The following is an 18,425-nucleotide window of genomic DNA, read 5'->3' on the forward strand; positions in this document are numbered from 1 at the left end:
CTAGAAAATTCATAAACACCTTAAGAAAAATCAAAGGAAATTTTACCATCTTTAAGCACTAAGGCTGCATCAAATTTTTTTCCGGTCTTGGCAGAAGTGAATCCCTTGATCTGTATTTTCCCGTTAGTTAATAAAGTTTTAGCCTGTGTTACGGATATATTTTTCTTTAGGATTAGTTTGCTACAGGAAAAATTACAACCATCACGGAATCCACTGCAGCCATAACTTTTGGGATACTCTAAAACATCTTTACCACATAGAGGGCATGTCCCAACCACTTCTCTGGCTTGTTGAGGTGTATTACTCTGTGACTTTTGCTCCTTGGCCAGCTCAACTATTTTTTTCGTTAATTCAACGATTTGCTTCATAAAATCAATGGGGTTGACTTGCCCTGCTTCGATGTCGGCCAATGACTTTTCCCATTCACCAGTCATTTGAGGACTAGAAACTATTTCTGGTACCAGGTCGATTAGAGTTTCACCCTTTCGGGTTGGTATTAAGACCTTTCCTTTTCTCTCTATGTAGCCTACTTTAATTAACCTTTCTATGATGGCGGCCCTGGTGGCACTTGTGCCTAGTCCGTGTCCTTTCATGGCATCCTTTAATGCCTTATCGTCCACAAACTTGCCAGCCCCTTCCATAACGGCCAACAGTGTTCCTTCTGTGTATCTTTTGGGGGGTTCTGTTTTCTTTTGCTGTAGTTCAGCTTTGGTTACAGTGACCTGCTCCCCCTGGGTTAAGGGTGGAAGTAATGACTCATCATCATCTTTAGACTTGTTCTCTCCCTTTGTCGGAGCCAGTACCTCTTTCCAGCCTGGACTCAGTTCAATTTTACCTGAGGTAAGGAAGGCTTCTTTACATACAGTGGTTGTAATCTTTGTCTGTTTGTATTGGGCTGCTGGGAAGAACATAGCCAAAAATCTGCGCGCTACCAGATTGTAGATTTTAGCCTCATTTGCAGATAGATGATTATTTGGTTTTACACTGGTTGGGATTAAGGCGTGGTGGTCTCCGACTTTAGAGTCATCGATAAACCTTTTCCCTGGCTTAGGGGCTGTTTTGGCGTAGGCTACATACTTAGCATAGCCAGCTACAGACTCCAGGGCAGCTAGCCTAGCTGGTATAGTCTTAGCCAATTCCTTGGTCAGGTGTTTAAACTCTGTCCTCGGATAAGTCAATAATTTGTGCTTTTCATATAATGCCTGGGCTATTTCTAAAGTTTGGTTAGCAGTAAAGCCAAACTTTTTATTTGCTTCCTTTTGTAAATCGTTTAAGTTAAATAACAAAGGTGGTGGTTCTGAAACATCCTTTTCCTCGGCCTTTGTGATTATACCTGATTGTCCGGTAATTTTATCCTTTATCTCTTTCCCAACAGATTCTTGCTCAAATCGGTTGACGTTTTTATTCTTAAACCATTTTCCACGATAGGTTTGATCACCTGTTGTAAGGAAATCTGCATATAATTCCCAGTAAGGTACAGGCGAGAAGTTATTTATTTCCCTTTCTCTGGCTACAATAATTCCTAGGGTTGGAGTTTGCACCCGGCCTATTGAAAATAGATCACCATGCTTTTTGGTAAAGGCCCTAGTGGCATTGATTCCTATCAACCAGTCTGAGTGTGATCTGGACTCTGCGGCCGCAGCCAATAAATCCTTTGCTTGTCCAGGTAAGGGATCGGCCAGGGCTTTCCTGATGGCCTCTGGTGTAGTCTCTGATAGCCAAAGACGTTTAAAGGGTCTGGTGTAGCCCGCTAGACGCATGATATATCTTACAATTAGTTCTCCTTCTCGCCCAGCATCGGTTCCTGCAATTAGTTCTATATCAGGCCGATTTAGAAGCTGTTTAACTATTTGATATTGTTTATAAGTTTTGGGATTTGGTTTAAGTTTAAAGGAATCAGGAATTATTGGCAGGGTTGAAAGTTGCCATCTTTTTAAGTTGGGATTATAATCCTCTGGTTCACATAATTCTACCAGATGACCAATGGCCCAACTCACAATATATTGAGCACTTTCAAAATAACCATCTCGTTTATCAAAATGGCCACCTATGGCATTCACTATATCTCTTCCAACAGACGGCTTTTCCGTTAAAATAAACTGTTTCATAGTCCTCCCGGCCTAGTCATTGAAAATATAAAAGCACTCCCTGAAGAGTGCTTGATGTTATCAACCTTTACTTTACATTGGGAAGCTTGATCAGTCAAGGCTAGTTTTCTAGCTTACAACATTAATTGGATTTCCTTGTAGAAAAGACGCTATATTATTAGCCATTAGATTAATAAGTCTTTGCCTGGACTCTAAACATTTCCAACCAATATGGGGCGTAAGGAAGACGTTTTCCATGGCAAACAAGGGGTTATCTTGTTCTGGAGGTTCCTTTTCTTGGACGTCCAGCGCAGCACCGGCAATTATTTTGTTTTGCAAAGCTTCAATCAAATCTGTTTCCTTTATAATTTGACCCCTAGAAGTGTTAATGATAAATGCCGTAGGCTTCATTAATTTTAACTTCTCTTTATTGATGAGGTACTTTGTATTCTCGTTAAGGGGGCAGTGGATAGAGACAAAGTCACTTTTCTGAAGAAGTTCCTCTAGGGAAACAGCTTGTATGCTAGGGTCTCCCCACTGTTTCGGAGTTCGATTGTAAACAAGAACATTCATACCGAGGACCAAAGCTATTTTCATTACCTGCTGGCCAATGGAGCCACCGCAAATAATACCTAGAGTCTTATTTTGTACTTCAAAGTTGGGTACCTGGATGTCCTTGGTAAAATTAATAAAATTGCCCTGTTTGATCATTTGCTGTTGCAGACTGAGGGATTTGCTAAAATTCAAGATAAAGGTTACTACCAGTTCCGCCACTGCTTCGGTGCTGTAGCCAGGAACATTACAAACCATGATGTTTTTTTCTTTAGCAGTGGCTATATCAATGTTGTTATAGCCTGTACCAGCTTCACATATGAGTTTTACAGTGGACGGAAATTTAGTAATCAAATCTCTTCCCACAGGTAATTCCTTGGTGATGATAATATTCTGATCCTCTACCCTATCTAATATTTCTTCATTTGTGCTAGCTTCATATTTCGTAATAGAAGTGAGCCCAGCAATGGGTGAAAAATCAAGTTTGTTATCAAAATCCAATCGATTTGTGTTAAGAAATACAGTTTTCACTATACAGCTTCTGCCTCCTACTTTGCCTCAAAATATATAACCTGTTTACATTATAATATTATTTTCTGTATTTAACTATTAAAGTATTCTTTAATGTCCTATTTCCTATGCTATTTATAGCAATACTATTTACTTACCCCTTAATATCAAATTCATAGCAAACCTCACTCCATCGGCCTTGTTGCTTCGGAGTGAAACTGCGCTCCCAAAATTGGACATGACTCTTGTGATCAACCAGCAAAACTGTAGAGCATCTGGTCCCGTAGGAAGGGCTTTCAACAAAGATCGGAGACAGTATTCGTTCCCATTTCAAACTGACGCCAGTTTGGGGTAATTCATGATCCTCCGGCTGTTCCTTATCTGCCAAAATCTTAAACAACTGTTCTTTTTTTACAGTGGAATTCTGCAAACAGTCCTTTAAAGCCTTCATACCTTTGGTCACCTTGGGCCAGGGTACATTAAGGAAGCTATTGCTTAGGCCGTGAATACCCTTATCTACTTTTCTAATTGTCTTTTCAAGATTGGAGTAGTAGTAGATAGAATCAGTGGTTCCCAGCAGTAGGTTAAAGCCATTAAAATCTGCTCCGCCATTTTCAAGTCCTTTTAAATAATCTTTAGGGGACACATCGCTGTTCAAGTATTTATAAACCAACTGTCCGCGGGATGGGGCCTGGGGGTTGTTACGGGCAGGATCTCGGTAATTAGTTAAAGAGGAAAAACGCCCCCTGGTGGTAAGACCCATCCAGGTTCCCCCTTGTTGCAAGTCCTTGCCTGCTAGGATTGTTGGACTATCAACCCAAAAAGTCGCAGATAAGCTGGGTCGGTTATAATACTCGTCCCTATTGGCAGCTATTATCAAAGGGTATTGGGGATGATGCTTATAAGCAAAAAGTATCAAGCACATGGTTACCTCCACTGCTAATATACCTTAGGAATTATTATCTACACAACTCCTGTGTTATATATTCTTAAAATACTTGTAAAAATTAAGCACCAACAACCAAGAGGGTTGTTGATGCATTATTTATGAAGTGGTTCAATTAACTAAAGCTGATTGCTTGGGTCCAACAATATTTTACGCACTGAGGATCACCTTGGCATAGATCACATTTAAAGACATTACCTTTTTCGTCATTAAATTTAATATGGTCAAAGGGGCATGCCTCTACACATTGTTGGCATCCTATGCACTGGTTCTCCTGGATTTCCAGACCGCCTGTTACTTCGTTTTTTACGATTGCCTCCACCGGGCAAGCTTCCATACAGGGTGCATTTTCACAGTTGGCACAGGTTATGGGTACATGCTTACCACTTTTCTCATACCTATTAACCTTTATTCTAGATAATTCTGGTAAGCAAATACCTTCATGAACTAGTGAACATATCATTTCACAAGTGCAGCAGCCTACACATTTATGATGATCCACAATAATCATTTTATTAGTCATTCAATTGCACCCCCTTGACCTAATAACTATCCAGCTCTAATAATTTTAATTTTTCACTGGTGGGTTGGCTGGTGGCTGGATCCCACCCGCGGGCAATAAAATATTGTTCTAATACTCTGTGGGTTTTTTCTTCATCTAGGGTCTTACCGTAGAGTTCTTCATCATAAAAACGTCTGGGGAATTTGAAATCCTGTATTTGTTCTCCTTCCCTTATATTAAATAGTTTTATTAGGTTCCAGATTCTCTCAGAACCTATCATTAATTCCTCTGGAGTAATAGCTATACCAGTATAAATGGTATAGGCTTGAGCCAAGATAGTGGGTCCAACCTTCTCTAATACCGGCGGCCTAATGCAGATGCCTATGGCATTAAATAGATTTACCAAATCCTCGGCCCATTTGGACATTTTAGCTATGTCCACAATATCATTTTCTAGGTCAATGATTTCTCTTTTTAACTCTTCGGGCATATCTAATTTGTCGTACATAATTTTTTTATAACCAAAACGCTCTTTTAAATAATCATGGTTATTATCATTAAAACGCAAATTTTCCACTGGATTTCTACACCTTAGATGGTCTCCACCCCTGATGTTGGTTAATAGGCCAAGGGTCCAGGTAGACCATCTGTTGCGGGGGTCAATCATAGGGATTTCTAAGCCCTTCACATGAATGGCACTTGGTTCAGCATCTTTAAAGTAGCCAGCGGCCCTTTTAGTACCTTCGGCTAAAATATTACCGATACCGTTTCTTTCTACAATATCCTGTAACAACTTAAAGGTGGCTTCATCATCACCCCAAGGAAGGTCGTAGCCCAAATCGTCCCTGGTAATAATTCCTTTAGCAAAGAGTTCCATTGCAAAGGCAATAACTCCACCGGCACTAAGCATATCTATACCATACTGGCGGCATAGTTTACTGGCTATGATAGTTGCGTCTGTACTCAGCCCAACATTGCTGCCGAAGGCAACAGATGGGCTTATCTCCATGTCTTTAAGTTGGTTCCCCTGATATTTACCTTCCTTAATTTCTACCCAATGAGCACAAGCAATAATACAGGATTGACAACCGACATGGTTTTTAGTGTATTCCTCTACCACCTGCCTGCCAAAATTATCGTGCCAGCCTGGTACAACGCCTTTGGTAAAATTATGTGCCGACAGGGCTTTAAAGTTACCATAGGGGATAGCTGCCAGCATACTACCATACTTACAAAAGGCACCATATGAAGATGCGGATTTAATTAGCTCTTGGGCTTCTTTGACTGTCTCTAGAAGAGCTGTAGGATTCTGCGGTGCAATACCCTTAGTACCTCTTACGGCTACGGCCTTAAGAAATTTTGAACCCATGACTGCCCCCAGACCAGTTCTACCCCAGCCATCAAAATAGCTGTTTTCAATATTGGCAAATCTTACTAGGTGTTCGCCGGCAAGTCCAATGGAGGCTATTTCGACGCCCGAGTGTCTGGATTTAAGCATATCGATAGTATCCCAGGTGTTTTTGCCCCATAGGAAACCTGCATCACATATTTCCACCTTCTGATCCTCTATTAAGATATAAACGGGGTTCTGGGCTTTACCCTTAATAACCAGAGCGTCGTAACCAGCATTCTTTAACTGCACCCCAAAAAACGCACCGGAATTCGATGTTCCAAATTGGTTAGTTAGAGGTGATTTAGCCGAAGCTTCAGTTCTCGAACTGGTGGGAAAGGGAGATCCAACTAAGGTCCCTACCCCAAATACTAAAATATTTTGTTCACTGAGGGGATCAATTGCCGGAGGCAATTCGTCAAACAAGATTTTGGCATTAAAACCAATACCTCCGATATATTTCTTAGCAAAATCCAAGGAGATTTTTGTTGTTTTATGTTTACCAGTAGAGAGATTTATTTCCAATATATTGCCTGCATACCCTTTCATAATCCTCAACACCTTTATAACATTTATTTTAAAATATATGTTTTGTTTTATGCCAATATTTTAAATATTTTATTATTTCAGAATTTGCGGTATAATTCGGCGTTTATATTGGGAATACCTCTCTTTTATTTCATAAAAATAATAACTAAAATTAAGTTTTTTAGTTATTTTACTGTTTCTTAAGGGTTAAATTGTCTTTCATATCTGTTCTGGTTAAGGAGATAATATAAAATTATATTAGGATCCGTTGCAATCCCCTTTTTAGAGAAATTTCACATTTCCGTAGTCTTATTTAATCCAAGAGAAGTTCTCGAATTAGGAGGCAATCTAGCAATGATCACTTATTTTATTATGCAGGTACTGCCCTATATTGCCACAACAGTTTTCGTTATTGGCTTACTGTACAGACTGGGCAGATGGGCCAGAGCTCGTATAGTTCATAATATTACTTTGACTCCAGCACCTACTACAGAGGCAGGTGCGATCCTCGACATTGCCAAGGAAGCAACCTTTTTCCGTAGTATCTTTAGAAGTGATAGAGCTCTTTGGGCTGGGGCCTGGATTATGCATATGTCCTTGTTTTTGATATTGGCCGGACATGTGCTGGGTATTGGATTACTTGGTAGACAGTTTGCTTATATAGGACTTACCTCTGAGGAAACCAGTGAAATACTGTCAGTGTTGATGGGGACCTTCTTTGGTATTGTGCTATTATTATCCCTTTTATATCTCTTATACCGCAGAATTAGAATTAATGAGGTTAGAGCAATTTCTGCCCCCAGTGACTATATCCTGCTGCTGCTATTAATTGGTATAGTTTTAGCTGGTAACCTAATGCGTTTTGTTCCCCAGTGGGGAATTCATTATGAACCGGTTCGTGATTATTTTGTACGCTTAATAAGCTTTACGCCGATTACCAGTGATATGGAAGTAATGCATAAGCCAGCTCTAATTATTCATGTCTTTCTGGTACAACTTCTTATGATTGTATTTCCCTTCAGTAAGTTGCTTCATTCTGCTGGAATGTTTGCCCACCGCTATATTATAAATCGTCCCTATATAGAGCCAGCACCTGGATTACCGGGGGTTAAGGATAAGGAGGAGGCTGAAGAGAAGTAAACGCACAAAAGGCCAAGGGCCTAAGGCTTATAGCCCAAGGCCCTTTGATTCTTTAAATTACAATACTACTATGTCTATAAAAGCTTCGTACTACCCATTAAATAGCGGTCACATTCCCGGGCTGCACCACGTCCCTCATTTATTGCCCATATGACCAAACTTTGGCCACGACGCATATCTCCTGCAGCAAAGACGCCCTTTATGTTGGTGCTAAAGCTACCATACTCGGCTTTGACATTGGATCGATTATCACGTTCCAAATTTAATTGGTTAAGCAACTGATCTTCTGGGCCTGTAAAGCCCATTGCCAGGAGTACCAATTGAGCAGGCCAAACCTTTTCTGAACCGGCTATTTCTTGGGGTATAAACTGTCCCTGAGTGTTTTTTACCCACTCAACATTAACTGTATGAACTTCTTTTACTTGACCCTGTTCGTCACCTACAAATTTTTTGGTTACAATACAATATTGACGAGGATCAGTTCCCTGTAGAGCTGCCGCCTCTTGCTGGCCATAATCAATTTTAAATATTCTGGGGTATTCTGGCCAGGGGTTATGGGGGCCTCTTTCTAAGGGAAGTTGTGGCATGATCTCAAATTGAGTAACACTGCGGCACTTATGACGCAGGGCTGTACCTACACAGTCCGTGCCCGTGTCACCGCCACCAATTACAATAACATCCTTCTCTTTAGAGGAAATAAATTGCCCGTCCCTATGGTTGGAGTTTAACAGGCTTTGGGTATTGGCCTTGAGAAAATCCACAGCGTAGTGAATGCCACCAAGGTTTCTTCCTTCAACTGTCAGATCCCGTGGTTTAGTGGCCCCGCCACAAAGAACCACAGCATCGAACTCCTCTAGTAGTTTATTTGCAGGGTAATCCTTCCCAACTTCAGTACTGGTTACAAAGGTAACTCCCTCTGCTGTCATAAGTTTAACCCGCCTATTAACATATTCCTTATCTAACTTCATATTGGGTATGCCATACATTAATAGACCGCCAATCCGATCTGCCCGCTCAAAGACAGTGACCCAGTGGCCAGCTTTGTTAAGCTGGTCTGCGCAGGCCAGTCCAGAAGGACCTGAGCCAATTATTGCAACTTTTTTGCCAGTGCGTCTGGAGGGAGGCTGCGGCTGCAGCCAACCCTCTTGAAAGGCTCTTTCGATAATTGTATACTCAATATTTTTTACAGTAACCGGACTATCAATAAGTCCAGCCGTGCAGGCACCTTCGCACAGAGCAGGACATACTCTACCAGTAAACTCAGGAAAATTATTGGTTTTAGTCAATCGCTTAAAGGCTTCCTGCCATAAACCCCGGTAGACTAAATCATTCCACTCAGGTGGTGTGTTATGATTGGGGCAACCTGAAGCCATTCCATTTAACATTAGACCACTATGACAAAAGGGTGTGCCACAATTCATACAGCGGGCAGCCTGAGATATAATTTGATCCTCGGGTAAATAGTTTGTAAACTCTAGCCAATCCTTAACCCGCTCTTCAGGGGGGCGATTGGTGGCGGTTTTTCTGCTATATTCTATAAATCCAGTAGGTTTACCCACGATATCCCTCCCAACCAATTGGGCTAATTAACATCAACCCAAGAATTTTTTATTTACCTGAAAGCAGTTATATTGATTCATCATGACTATTCACATATCTAAGCAAGGGACTCTAAGATGCGTTTATAATCCTTTGGTATAACCCTAACAAACTTGGGTAACAGAATATCCCAATTATCTAATACTTTTTTGGCAACGGTACTCTGGGTGTATTGATAATGCTGTTCAATTAGTTTGCGAATTTCTTTGATTTCTTCTGTGTTTTCCAGTTTTTCCAAGAAAACCATTTCTTTGTTACAAAGGTTTGAGAAGGCTCCGGCTTCGTCTAATACATATGCAATACCTCCGGACATTCCCGCTGCAAAGTTTCGGCCAGTAGAACCAAGGACAACCACCCGACCACCGGTCATATATTCACAACCATGATCCCCCACACCTTCTACCACGGCCCGGACACCACTATTTCTGACGCAGAATCTTTCACCTGCTACCCCACGGATGTATGCCTCCCCGGATGTGGCACCGTAAAAAGCCACGTTACCGATGATGATATTTTCCTCTGGTACAAAAGTAGCGGTGCTTGGAGGAGAAACAATAATTTTCCCACCTGAGAGACCTTTGCCAACATAGTCATTGGCATCGCCTGACAGAGTTAGTGTAATACCTTTGGGAACAAAGGCACCAAAACTTTGCCCGGCAGTACCCTCAAAGGTTAACTTGATTGTATCCTCCGGCAATCCAGCAGCCCCATAACGTCTTGTAACTTCACTTCCTAAAATTGTTCCTACTACGCGATTGATATTGCGAATGGGTAATTTGGTCTCCACTGGTTTACCCTGCTCCAGGGCTGGTTGGCAGATACCCAGTAACACTTGCATGTCAAGGGAGTTTTCCAGTCTATGGTTTTGTTCATTGATGCCATAGTAACCCACATAATCTGGCACTTCAGGTTGATAAAGTAGTGCTGAAAGATCCAAACCCTTTCTTTTCCAATGATTAACAGCATCACTTACCTCAAGAACATCGGTCCGGCCAACCATTTCATTGACTGTACGGAAGCCTAACTGAGCCATTAGCTCTCTTATTTCCTGAGCAATAAACAGCATAAAATTGACTACATACTCAGGCTTACCTTTAAAGTTCTTACGCAGTTCTGGGTTTTGTGTGGCAATACCTACCGGGCAGGTATCTAGATTGCAAACCCGCATCATCACACAGCCTAAAGCAACCAGGGGTGCTGTGGCAAAACCATATTCTTCAGCACCAAGTAAGGTAGCAATTACAACATCCCGACCAGTCATTAGCTTACCATCGGTTTCCACAACAATTCTGTCTCGTAAATTATTCAATAACAGTGTTTGATGGGTTTCTGCTAGGCCTAGTTCCCAAGGTAACCCGGCATGTTTGATACTGGTTCGTGGCGAGGCACCAGTACCACCATCATAACCGCTGATCAAGACAACATCAGCACGGCCTTTGGCAACCCCTGCTGCAATGGTACCAACACCGACTTCTGAAACTAATTTTACGTTAATTCTGGCCCTAGGGTTGGCGTTCTTCAGATCGTGAATTAGTTCAGCAAGATCTTCGATGGAGTAAATATCGTGGTGTGGTGGTGGTGAAATCAGCCCCACACCGGCAGTGGTTCCCCGTACCTGGGCAACCCAGGGATATACTTTCTTACCAGGAAGTTGACCACCTTCACCAGGTTTAGCACCTTGGGCCATTTTAATTTGTATTTCATCGGCATTTACCAGATAGTGACTAGAGACCCCAAATCGACCCGAGGCTACTTGCTTAATGGCACTGCGCCGCCAGTCACCATTTGCATCCTTAGTAAAGCGCTCAGGATCCTCCCCACCCTCTCCGGTATTACTCTTACCGCCAATGCGGTTCATAGCGATGGCCAAACATTCATGGGCTTCTTTACTGATGGAACCAAAGGACATGGCCCCAGTTTTAAATCGACGACAGATGGATTCTATAGACTCTACCTCATCGAGCGGTACAGGTTGCCTTTTTGATTTGAAATCCAAAAGCCCTCTCAAGGTACAGCTTCTCCCACTTTCATAATTTATCAAGGTGGAATACTTTTTGAATTTGTCAAAATCATTGTTTTGACAGGCTTGTTGTAAATAGTAAATGCTTTCCGGATTATAGAGATGGTCTTCACCGTTACTTCTCCATTGGTAAGTAGATCCTGAAGGGAGAGTACCGTCACCCATCTCTAGTTGATTAAAGGCCTGACAATGGCGTAGTTCTACTTCCCGAGCAATGGCAATTATATCAATACCACCAATGCGGGAAGGTGTCCAGGTAAAGTACTGGTCAATAACTGATTGGTGAATACCTATGGCTTCAAAAATTTGAGCTCCACAGTAACTCTGAATGGTTGAAATACCCATCTTAGACATAACTTTAACTACACCCTTAGTGGATGCCTTAATATAATTCTTGATGGCATCCTTATGGCTTAGTTTTGTAATATATCCTTGATTAACCATATTGCTTAGGGTTTCTATGGCAAGGTAAGGATTAATGGCATTGGCCCCATAACCTAGTAAAACTGCAAAATGATGTACTTCTCTAGGTTCTCCAGATTCCAATAAAATGCTTACCTTGGTGCGACTCCCTTCTCTGATCAGATGGTGATGCAGACCAGATACAGCCAGCAATGCTGGAATGGCAGCATTTTCTCGGTTCATTTCTCTATCTGACAGGATAATTAGGTTAGCACCATTAGTAATGGCAACATCTGCTGCTTCAAAAATTTGCTGTAAAGCTATTTCCAGTCCTTGATGTCCCTTTGCAACTTTATACAATATAGGCAGGGTTACAGCTTTAAAACCCTCACTTTTAATGTTAGAAAGTTTAGCCAATTCATCATTGGTTAAAATAGGCGTCTTAATGCTAATTTTTTGACAACTGCTAGGTTCAGGCTGAATTATATTCTTTTCTGAGCCAAGGGTTGTGTTGATCGCTGTTACTATTTCTTCCCGGATGGCATCGATGGGCGGATTAGTAACTTGGGCAAAAAGCTGTTTAAAATAGTTATACAGAAGTTGTGGTTTTTCTGACAATACTGCCAAGGCAGCATCATTCCCCATGGCGCCCACAGGATCAAGTCCATCTTGACCCATGGGGGTTAAGACTTTCATTAAATCTTCATGGGTATATCCGAAGGCCTGTTGACGCAGGGATATATTTTCTAATTCTAGTTTCTGTTCTTCCAGAGATTCCGGCAGGTCATTCAATTGCAGCATATATTTTTCTAGCCAACTACGATAAGGATGCTGTGCAGCCATGTTATTTTTGAGTTCTTGATCGGTAACAATTCGCCCTTCTTCGGTATCAACCAGCAGCATGCGACCTGGTTGCAAACGTTTTTTATAGGCAATGTTCTCTGGTTCCAGATCAAGGACCCCAACCTCTGATGCTAGAATAATCAAACCATCTTTAGTTACATAGTAACGTGAAGGACGTAGTCCATTGCGATCCAGAGAGGCTCCGATGATTTTACCGTCTGTATAGGCAATGGCAGCTGGTCCATCCCAGGGCTCCATCAAACAACTGTGATATTCGTAAAAAGCTTTCTTCTCATCACTCATACTTTCGTGATGATGCCAAGGTTCTGGAATCATCATCATAACTGCATGGGGCAGTGAGCGACCAGATAAGTGAAGAAACTCTAGACAGTTATCAAACATTGAGGAATCACTGCCAGTCTGATCGATAACAGGTAAAATCTTTTTCATGTCCTCTCCAAACAAATCGGAATGACAGATTGACTGGCGAGCATGCATCCAGTTGACATTGCCGCGCAAGGTATTAAATTCTCCGTTATGGATCATATAACGGTAAGGGTGGGCACGTTCCCAACTGGGGAAAGTGTTGGTACTAAACCGAGAATGAACCAGTGCCAGGGCAATTTCGACTTCTGGATCCTGTAAGTCAAGATAAAAACGGCCCAGTTGCATAGGTGTGAGCATACCCTTATAGACGATGGTTCTAGAAGATAAGCTGGCAAAGTAAAAGGCTTCTCCCTCTCCAAGCAAAGACTTCGGCAGTTCTTTTTCAGCACGTTTTCTGATGACATAAAGTTTGCGTTCAAAATCTAAACTTCTAATTTGCGGATTTTTGGCAATAAATACTTGGGAGAAATAAGGCTGGGCTAGTTTAGCTGTTTCCCCTACCATAGTTTCATCCACTGGCACCTCTCGCCAGCCCAATAGGGTTTGGCCTTCTTCTTCAACGATTTTGGCTAGTAGCTCCTGACATCCTTGAACTTTATCAGGATCCTTAGGTAGAAACAGCATCCCCACGCCATAATTTTCAGCAGGTGGTAATTTAATGTTTAATTTAGCACACTCTTTTTCAAAGAAAATGTGTGGTAGCTGCATGAGAATACCAGCACCATCACCTGTATTTTCATCGGCTCCTTGTCCTCCACGATGATCAAGGTTAATTAAAATGGTTAAAGCCTTTTGTAAAATATCGTTAGATTTCTCTCCCTTTATATTGGCCACAAAACCAATACCACAGGCATCATGTTCAAATCTTGGATCGTATAAACCTTGTTTGGGGGGTAATCTATATTTAGTAAAAGGCATAGTAGTCATTGGCATTACCTCCTTTTGTCAAATAAAAAAAAGCCTACAGACAGACAACCAAAAAAAGTTATCTGTTGTAGGCTTCATTGCCTAATAATAGCACGCCGTTGTGCTTATTTAATTGCTTTTTATTATAACCTCATGATCAACAAAAATCTACCCAGTTTCGCTAAGAATTATGTATACTAAATCAAGAAGCCTTACCCAATAAGGGTAAGGCTTCTTGATTTTACTAAAATACAATTATTTAAATATAATTCTAGTACATGGTCAGGTACTTCTTGAGTTCCCAATCATGAACGCTTGTACGGAAATCATCCCACTCTTCTAATTTTCCTGCAACAAAGTTGTTTAAAATGTGATCACCTAAAACTGAAGAGATAACTGGGTTATTTTGCATTTCTATAATGGCTTCATATAGGCTTGCAGGTAAATTGCCGATCCCCTCCGCAGCTCTTTCTGCTGCATTCATATGATAAATATTATGCTCAGTGGGTGCTGGAGGAGTAATTTTATTCTTTATACCATCCAGTCCTGCTTTTAAGGCCGCTGCAATGGCTAGATAAGGGTTACACGATGGATCAGGGTTACGTAATTCTACCCGGGTGGACATACCGCGTTTGGCAGGAATCCTAATTAAAGAACTGCGATTACTCTTGGACCAGGCCACATAACAGGGAGCTTCATAACCGGGTACCAGGCGCTTGTAAGAATTAACATTGGAGTTGGTTAAAGCAGCAAGGGACCGAGCATGTTTGATTAAACCGCCAATATAGTATTTTGCAGTTTCACTAAGTTGATCAGGAGTACTGGGATCATAAAAAGCATTTTGACCATCAAGAGTAAAAAGGGATTGATTCATATGCATACCAGAGCCGTTAATACCAAATACTGGTTTAGGCATAAAAGTGGCATGGAGTCCATGTCTTTGAGCCATGGTACGAACGACAAACTTAAAGGTCATAATTTTGTCAGCCACATCTAGGGCATCGGAATACTTAAAATCAATTTCATGCTGCCCTGGCGCAACTTCATGGTGGGAAGCTTCGATTTCAAAACCCATTTCTTCCAAGGTAAGTACCATGAAACGACGGGCATTTTCACCCATGTCTAAGGGGCTCATATCAAAATAGCCTGCTTGGTCGTGGGTTTCAGTAGTCGGACGGCCCTCTTTATCTACATGGAAAAGGAAAAATTCACACTCAGGACCAACATTCATGGTGTAACCCAGGTCTTTTGCCTCGGCCAGTACCTTTTTCAAGGTATATCGTGGGTCACCCTCAAAAGGGGTGCCATCGGGATTATAAACATCACAAATTAGCCTAGCTACAGCACCTTCTCTAGGCCTCCAGGGGAAAGACACAAAAGTGCTGGGGTCAGGACGAAGGTACATATCAGATTCTTCTATCCTGGTAAAACCATGAATGGAAGAACCATCAAACATCAATTCTCCATCTAAGGCCTTTTCAAGTTGTTCAACTGTTATTGCTACATTTTTTAAAATACCAAAAATATCGGTGAACTGCAGTCGAACAAATTTTACTCCCATCTCTCTTGCTTTTTCTAGTACTTCGTTTTTAATTGCTGCGTCCATGTAAATACACCTTCCTTTTAGAAATGAGTTAGTTAGAAAAATTGGCGCCTTTTATTAAAGGAATTTAATTCCTTTAATAAAAGGCGCCATTGCCTTGCCGGACTTCATTGTACCGTAACTATTTATTTATTATCTACATATTATTTGCAAGAATAACAGCTTCTGCTACAGCTCTCATAGAGATTCTTTTATTCATGCTTTGCTTCTGGATTCGACGAAAGGCTTCTTCTTCATTTAGACCCAAAGACTTCATCAAAATCCCCTTAGCCTTCTCAATTGCTTTTCTTGTCTCCAGGGTGTCTTTCAATTTCTTAATCTCTTTTTCCAGCTTAATAATTTCCTGATGATTACCTAAGGCCAATTCCACCGCTGGCAGTAAGTGATGATCTTCAAAAGGTTTTACGAGAATACTTGCTACTCCCGATTCCTTTGCCTTCTCTAGCAAATCCTGCTGCAAATAGTCTGACATGATAATTACAGGACCGATTTTATCCTCGTGCATAATGCGAGCTACTTCTAAACCACTAAACCCAGGAAGATTCTCCTGAATAATGAGTATATCTGGATCTCTTGAACGAACCAGCTTTAATGCAGCGGGACCATCGGAAGCTTCGCCAACAACGAGATATCCTAATTTGCTTAATGCGGTTTTAAGGTTTTTCAACCACGCATAATCTGTATCTACAATGACGATTCGCGTATTGGCCAAACAACTCACCTCACAAGGTCAAAAAACCCAGACAGATATACGACCTGTCTGGGCAACATTGCCATTATAGGATACTTCGTTGTATCCGTTGTTATTCATTTTTTATCATTATAAGGTAGTGCTTTGTAATCAGTCAATATACTTTTGATAAGTATACAATATTAAAGTTCCAATGTTTGTTGTGTCTTTTTTGAAGAAACGAGCATATGATTCTAACATGAAACCAAATATGTACATGGACGTACCATAAAGGCAAAGGCGCCTCATGGTTTAAAGGTATATACCTTAACCAGAGGCGCTGTTTTTATTTGTATACATTATAGGATAAATTTCCCAAGGTGCCTAAAGGCATTAAGATTGACACCATACCCTAAAAGGTACTAATACATCGGCCCTTTAGGGTATGGTGTCAGCCAAGTTTTTCTAATATATTTTTAAAGGAGATGGCTAACAATGTGTGGTATAGCTGGTTGGATTGACCAAGCTAGGCAAATGTCTGGAGACCTTAGGATTCTTGAAACTATGACTGCAACCTTAACCAATCGAGGTCCCGATGCAGAGGGTTACTGGTATTCTGACAAAGCGGCTTTAGGTCATAGAAGACTCACTGTAGTGGACCCTGAGGGGGGAGCTCAACCGATGATTCGGACGAAGGGGGACCATGCGTTTGTCATTGTTTACAACGGAGAACTTTATAATACTGCTGAATTAAGACAGCAATTAGAATACCGGGGACATCACTTCCTCAGTCATTCCGATACAGAGGTTCTTTTGGTTTCTTATATCGAATGGGGCGCCAATTGTCTTGAAAAATTCAATGGCATTTTTGCCTTTGCTATCTGGGATGAAGCAAAGGAAACCCTATTTTTGGCCCGCGATCGTATGGGTGTGAAACCTTTGTTTTATGCACAAAGGGGTAGTGCTTTCATTTTTGCCAGTGAACTAAAGGCACTTTTGGCTCATCCATTGGTAAAGCCAGAGGTAGATAGTGACGGATTGGCAGAAATTTTTGCCCTAGGTCCTGCCCGAACTCCCGGTCATGGCATATTTAAAAATGTTTATGAGGTACGACCGGGTTATTCTCTCTTATTTAAAGATAATCAAATTTATCTGAACCGTTATTGGCACCTTGAAAGCAGACTCCATGAGGATAATCTTGACAGCACCACCGAAAAGGTAAGGACACTACTGGAAGACTCTGTCCAAAGACAGTTAATTGCCGATGTTCCAGTCTGCACTTTCCTTTCCGGTGGATTAGATTCCAGTGCCCTTTCTGCCTTTGCAGCCAAGGCCTTTGAAAAGATTGGTTCTGAGCCTTTGCATACTTATTCAGTAGATTATGTTGATAACGCTCTATATTTTAAAGCCAATGACTTTCAACCAAATGACGATGCACCCTGGGTTAAGTGCATGAGCCAATTTTTAGGCTCTCAACATCACAATATTATCATAGACACATCTGAATTGGTGGAGGCCCTGAAAATAGCTATGCTTGCTAGGGATCTACCTGGCATGGCCGATGTAGACTCTTCTCTGTACCTATTTTGTAAAGAAATCAAAAAAGGGGCAACGGTGGCCTTGTCTGGTGAGTGTGCTGATGAGGTTTTTGGTGGCTATCCCTGGTTTCATCGAGAACAGGATTTAATGTCTCATACCTTCCCTTGGTCCCAAGCCCTAAGTGAAAGGATGCAAATACTTTCCCCTGAATTAAATGAAAGCATCAATCCCCTAACCTATGTAGCCACCCGCTATCAAGAAACCCTTGCTGAGGTACCAAGGTTACCCGGAGAAAACCCCGTTGAAGCAAGAAGGAGGGAAATGTTTTATCTAAATATGGTTTGGTTTATGCAAACACTTTTGGATAGAAAGGATCGTATGAGTATGGCTACGGGATTAGAGGTACGGGTTCCCTTCTGCGATCACCGTCTGGTAGAGTATGTATGGAATGTACCCTGGGCTATGAAAAATCACAATGGTAGAGAAAAGGGACTGTTAAGGTTGGCCTTGGCAGGGGTATTGCCAGAAGAGATTTTGGAACGGCGTAAAAGTCCTTATCCCAAAACCCACAACCCTGCCTATTTGACTGCAGTGAAAGAAATACTTTTAGATGTCTTAAATGAACCATCCTCTCCACTACTTCAACTGATTAATGTCCAAAGGGTTCGTTCTATGTTGGAAGCCGAATCTGATATTATGAGAACACCTTGGTATGGTCAATTAATGACAGGACCGCAGTTATTTGCCTTTTTATATCAGGTAAATACCTGGTTAGAGGAATATAAGGTGTCCATTAAATAA

General features: G+C 41.4%; 11 protein-coding genes. 2 read left to right on the forward strand and 9 right to left on the reverse strand.

Annotated elements, in window-relative coordinates; all coding sequences use genetic code 11:
* Positions 1–20: 20 nt before the first annotated feature.
* The 5 genes from ACYQ03_RS11375 to ACYQ03_RS11395 form a co-directional block, all read right to left on the reverse strand.
* Positions 21–2,108 carry a DNA topoisomerase III gene (locus tag ACYQ03_RS11375; protein ID WP_459910057.1) on the reverse strand — a complete coding sequence of 696 codons (2,088 nt, stop codon included), beginning with the start codon at positions 2,106–2,108 and terminating at the stop codon, positions 21–23.
* A gap of 108 nt (positions 2,109–2,216) precedes the next feature.
* Positions 2,217–3,173, reverse strand: a complete 957-nt coding sequence (locus ACYQ03_RS11380; RefSeq protein ID WP_459910804.1) for an NAD(P)-dependent oxidoreductase — start codon at positions 3,171–3,173, stop codon at positions 2,217–2,219.
* Positions 3,174–3,303: 130 nt separating this feature from the next.
* A complete protein-coding gene (locus tag ACYQ03_RS11385; protein ID WP_459910058.1) occupies positions 3,304–4,074 on the reverse strand; it encodes an NRDE family protein in 771 nt (256 codons plus the stop codon).
* Positions 4,075–4,210: 136 nt separating this feature from the next.
* Complete coding sequence (locus ACYQ03_RS11390; RefSeq protein WP_459910059.1) at positions 4,211–4,618, reverse strand: 4Fe-4S dicluster domain-containing protein; 408 nt, start codon at positions 4,616–4,618, stop codon at positions 4,211–4,213.
* A 19-nt stretch (positions 4,619–4,637) separates the two neighbouring features.
* The gene (locus tag ACYQ03_RS11395; protein ID WP_459910060.1) at positions 4,638–6,536 is read right to left on the reverse strand and encodes an aldehyde ferredoxin oxidoreductase family protein; all 1,899 of its coding nucleotides are present in this window, start codon (positions 6,534–6,536) and stop codon (positions 4,638–4,640) included.
* 333 nt (positions 6,537–6,869) lie between these two features.
* Here ACYQ03_RS11395 and ACYQ03_RS11400 point away from each other — a divergent pair, with 333 nt between their 5' ends.
* Positions 6,870–7,655: a respiratory nitrate reductase subunit gamma gene (locus tag ACYQ03_RS11400; RefSeq protein WP_459910061.1), complete on the forward strand. Its 786-nt coding sequence runs from the start codon at positions 6,870–6,872 to the stop codon at positions 7,653–7,655.
* 74 nt (positions 7,656–7,729) lie between these two features.
* Here ACYQ03_RS11400 and ACYQ03_RS11405 read toward each other — a convergent pair whose 3' ends face one another.
* The 4 genes from ACYQ03_RS11405 to ACYQ03_RS11420 all read right to left on the reverse strand — a co-directional run bounded on the left by ACYQ03_RS11405 (position 7,730) and on the right by ACYQ03_RS11420 (position 16,136).
* Positions 7,730–9,214, reverse strand: a complete 1,485-nt coding sequence (locus ACYQ03_RS11405; RefSeq protein ID WP_459910062.1) for a glutamate synthase subunit beta — start codon at positions 9,212–9,214, stop codon at positions 7,730–7,732.
* 98 nt (positions 9,215–9,312) lie between these two features.
* A complete protein-coding gene (gene gltB, locus ACYQ03_RS11410; protein WP_459910063.1) occupies positions 9,313–13,833 on the reverse strand; it encodes a glutamate synthase large subunit in 4,521 nt (1,506 codons plus the stop codon).
* A gap of 250 nt (positions 13,834–14,083) precedes the next feature.
* A complete protein-coding gene (glnA, locus tag ACYQ03_RS11415) occupies positions 14,084–15,418 on the reverse strand; it encodes a type I glutamate--ammonia ligase (protein ID WP_459910064.1) in 1,335 nt (444 codons plus the stop codon).
* 133 nt (positions 15,419–15,551) lie between these two features.
* Entirely contained in the window at positions 15,552–16,136 is a 585-nt protein-coding gene (locus tag ACYQ03_RS11420; RefSeq protein WP_459910065.1) for an ANTAR domain-containing response regulator, read from the reverse strand.
* A 444-nt stretch (positions 16,137–16,580) separates the two neighbouring features.
* Between ACYQ03_RS11420 and asnB the strand changes: the two genes are divergently transcribed.
* Entirely contained in the window at positions 16,581–18,425 is a 1,845-nt protein-coding gene (gene asnB, locus ACYQ03_RS11425; protein ID WP_459910066.1) for an asparagine synthase (glutamine-hydrolyzing), read from the forward strand.

The sequence above is a fragment of the Desulfotomaculum defluvii genome, from assembly GCF_054657375.1.

Bases quoted from the DNA above. Each gene is read 5' to 3' on its own strand.
- ACYQ03_RS11375 (WP_459910057.1), bottom strand. From the start codon at position 2,108: ATGAAACAGTTTATTTTAACGGAAAAGCCGTCTGTTGGAAGAGATATA.
- ACYQ03_RS11385 (WP_459910058.1), bottom strand. From the start codon at position 4,074: ATGTGCTTGATACTTTTTGCTTATAAGCATCATCCCCAATACCCTTTG.
- ACYQ03_RS11390 (WP_459910059.1), bottom strand. From the start codon at position 4,618: ATGACTAATAAAATGATTATTGTGGATCATCATAAATGTGTAGGCTGC.
- ACYQ03_RS11395 (WP_459910060.1), bottom strand. From the start codon at position 6,536: ATGAAAGGGTATGCAGGCAATATATTGGAAATAAATCTCTCTACTGGT.
- ACYQ03_RS11400 (WP_459910061.1), top strand. From the start codon at position 6,870: ATGATCACTTATTTTATTATGCAGGTACTGCCCTATATTGCCACAACA.
- gltB (WP_459910063.1), bottom strand. From the start codon at position 13,833: ATGACTACTATGCCTTTTACTAAATATAGATTACCCCCCAAACAAGGT.
- glnA (WP_459910064.1), bottom strand. From the start codon at position 15,418: ATGGACGCAGCAATTAAAAACGAAGTACTAGAAAAAGCAAGAGAGATG.
- asnB (WP_459910066.1), top strand. From the start codon at position 16,581: ATGTGTGGTATAGCTGGTTGGATTGACCAAGCTAGGCAAATGTCTGGA.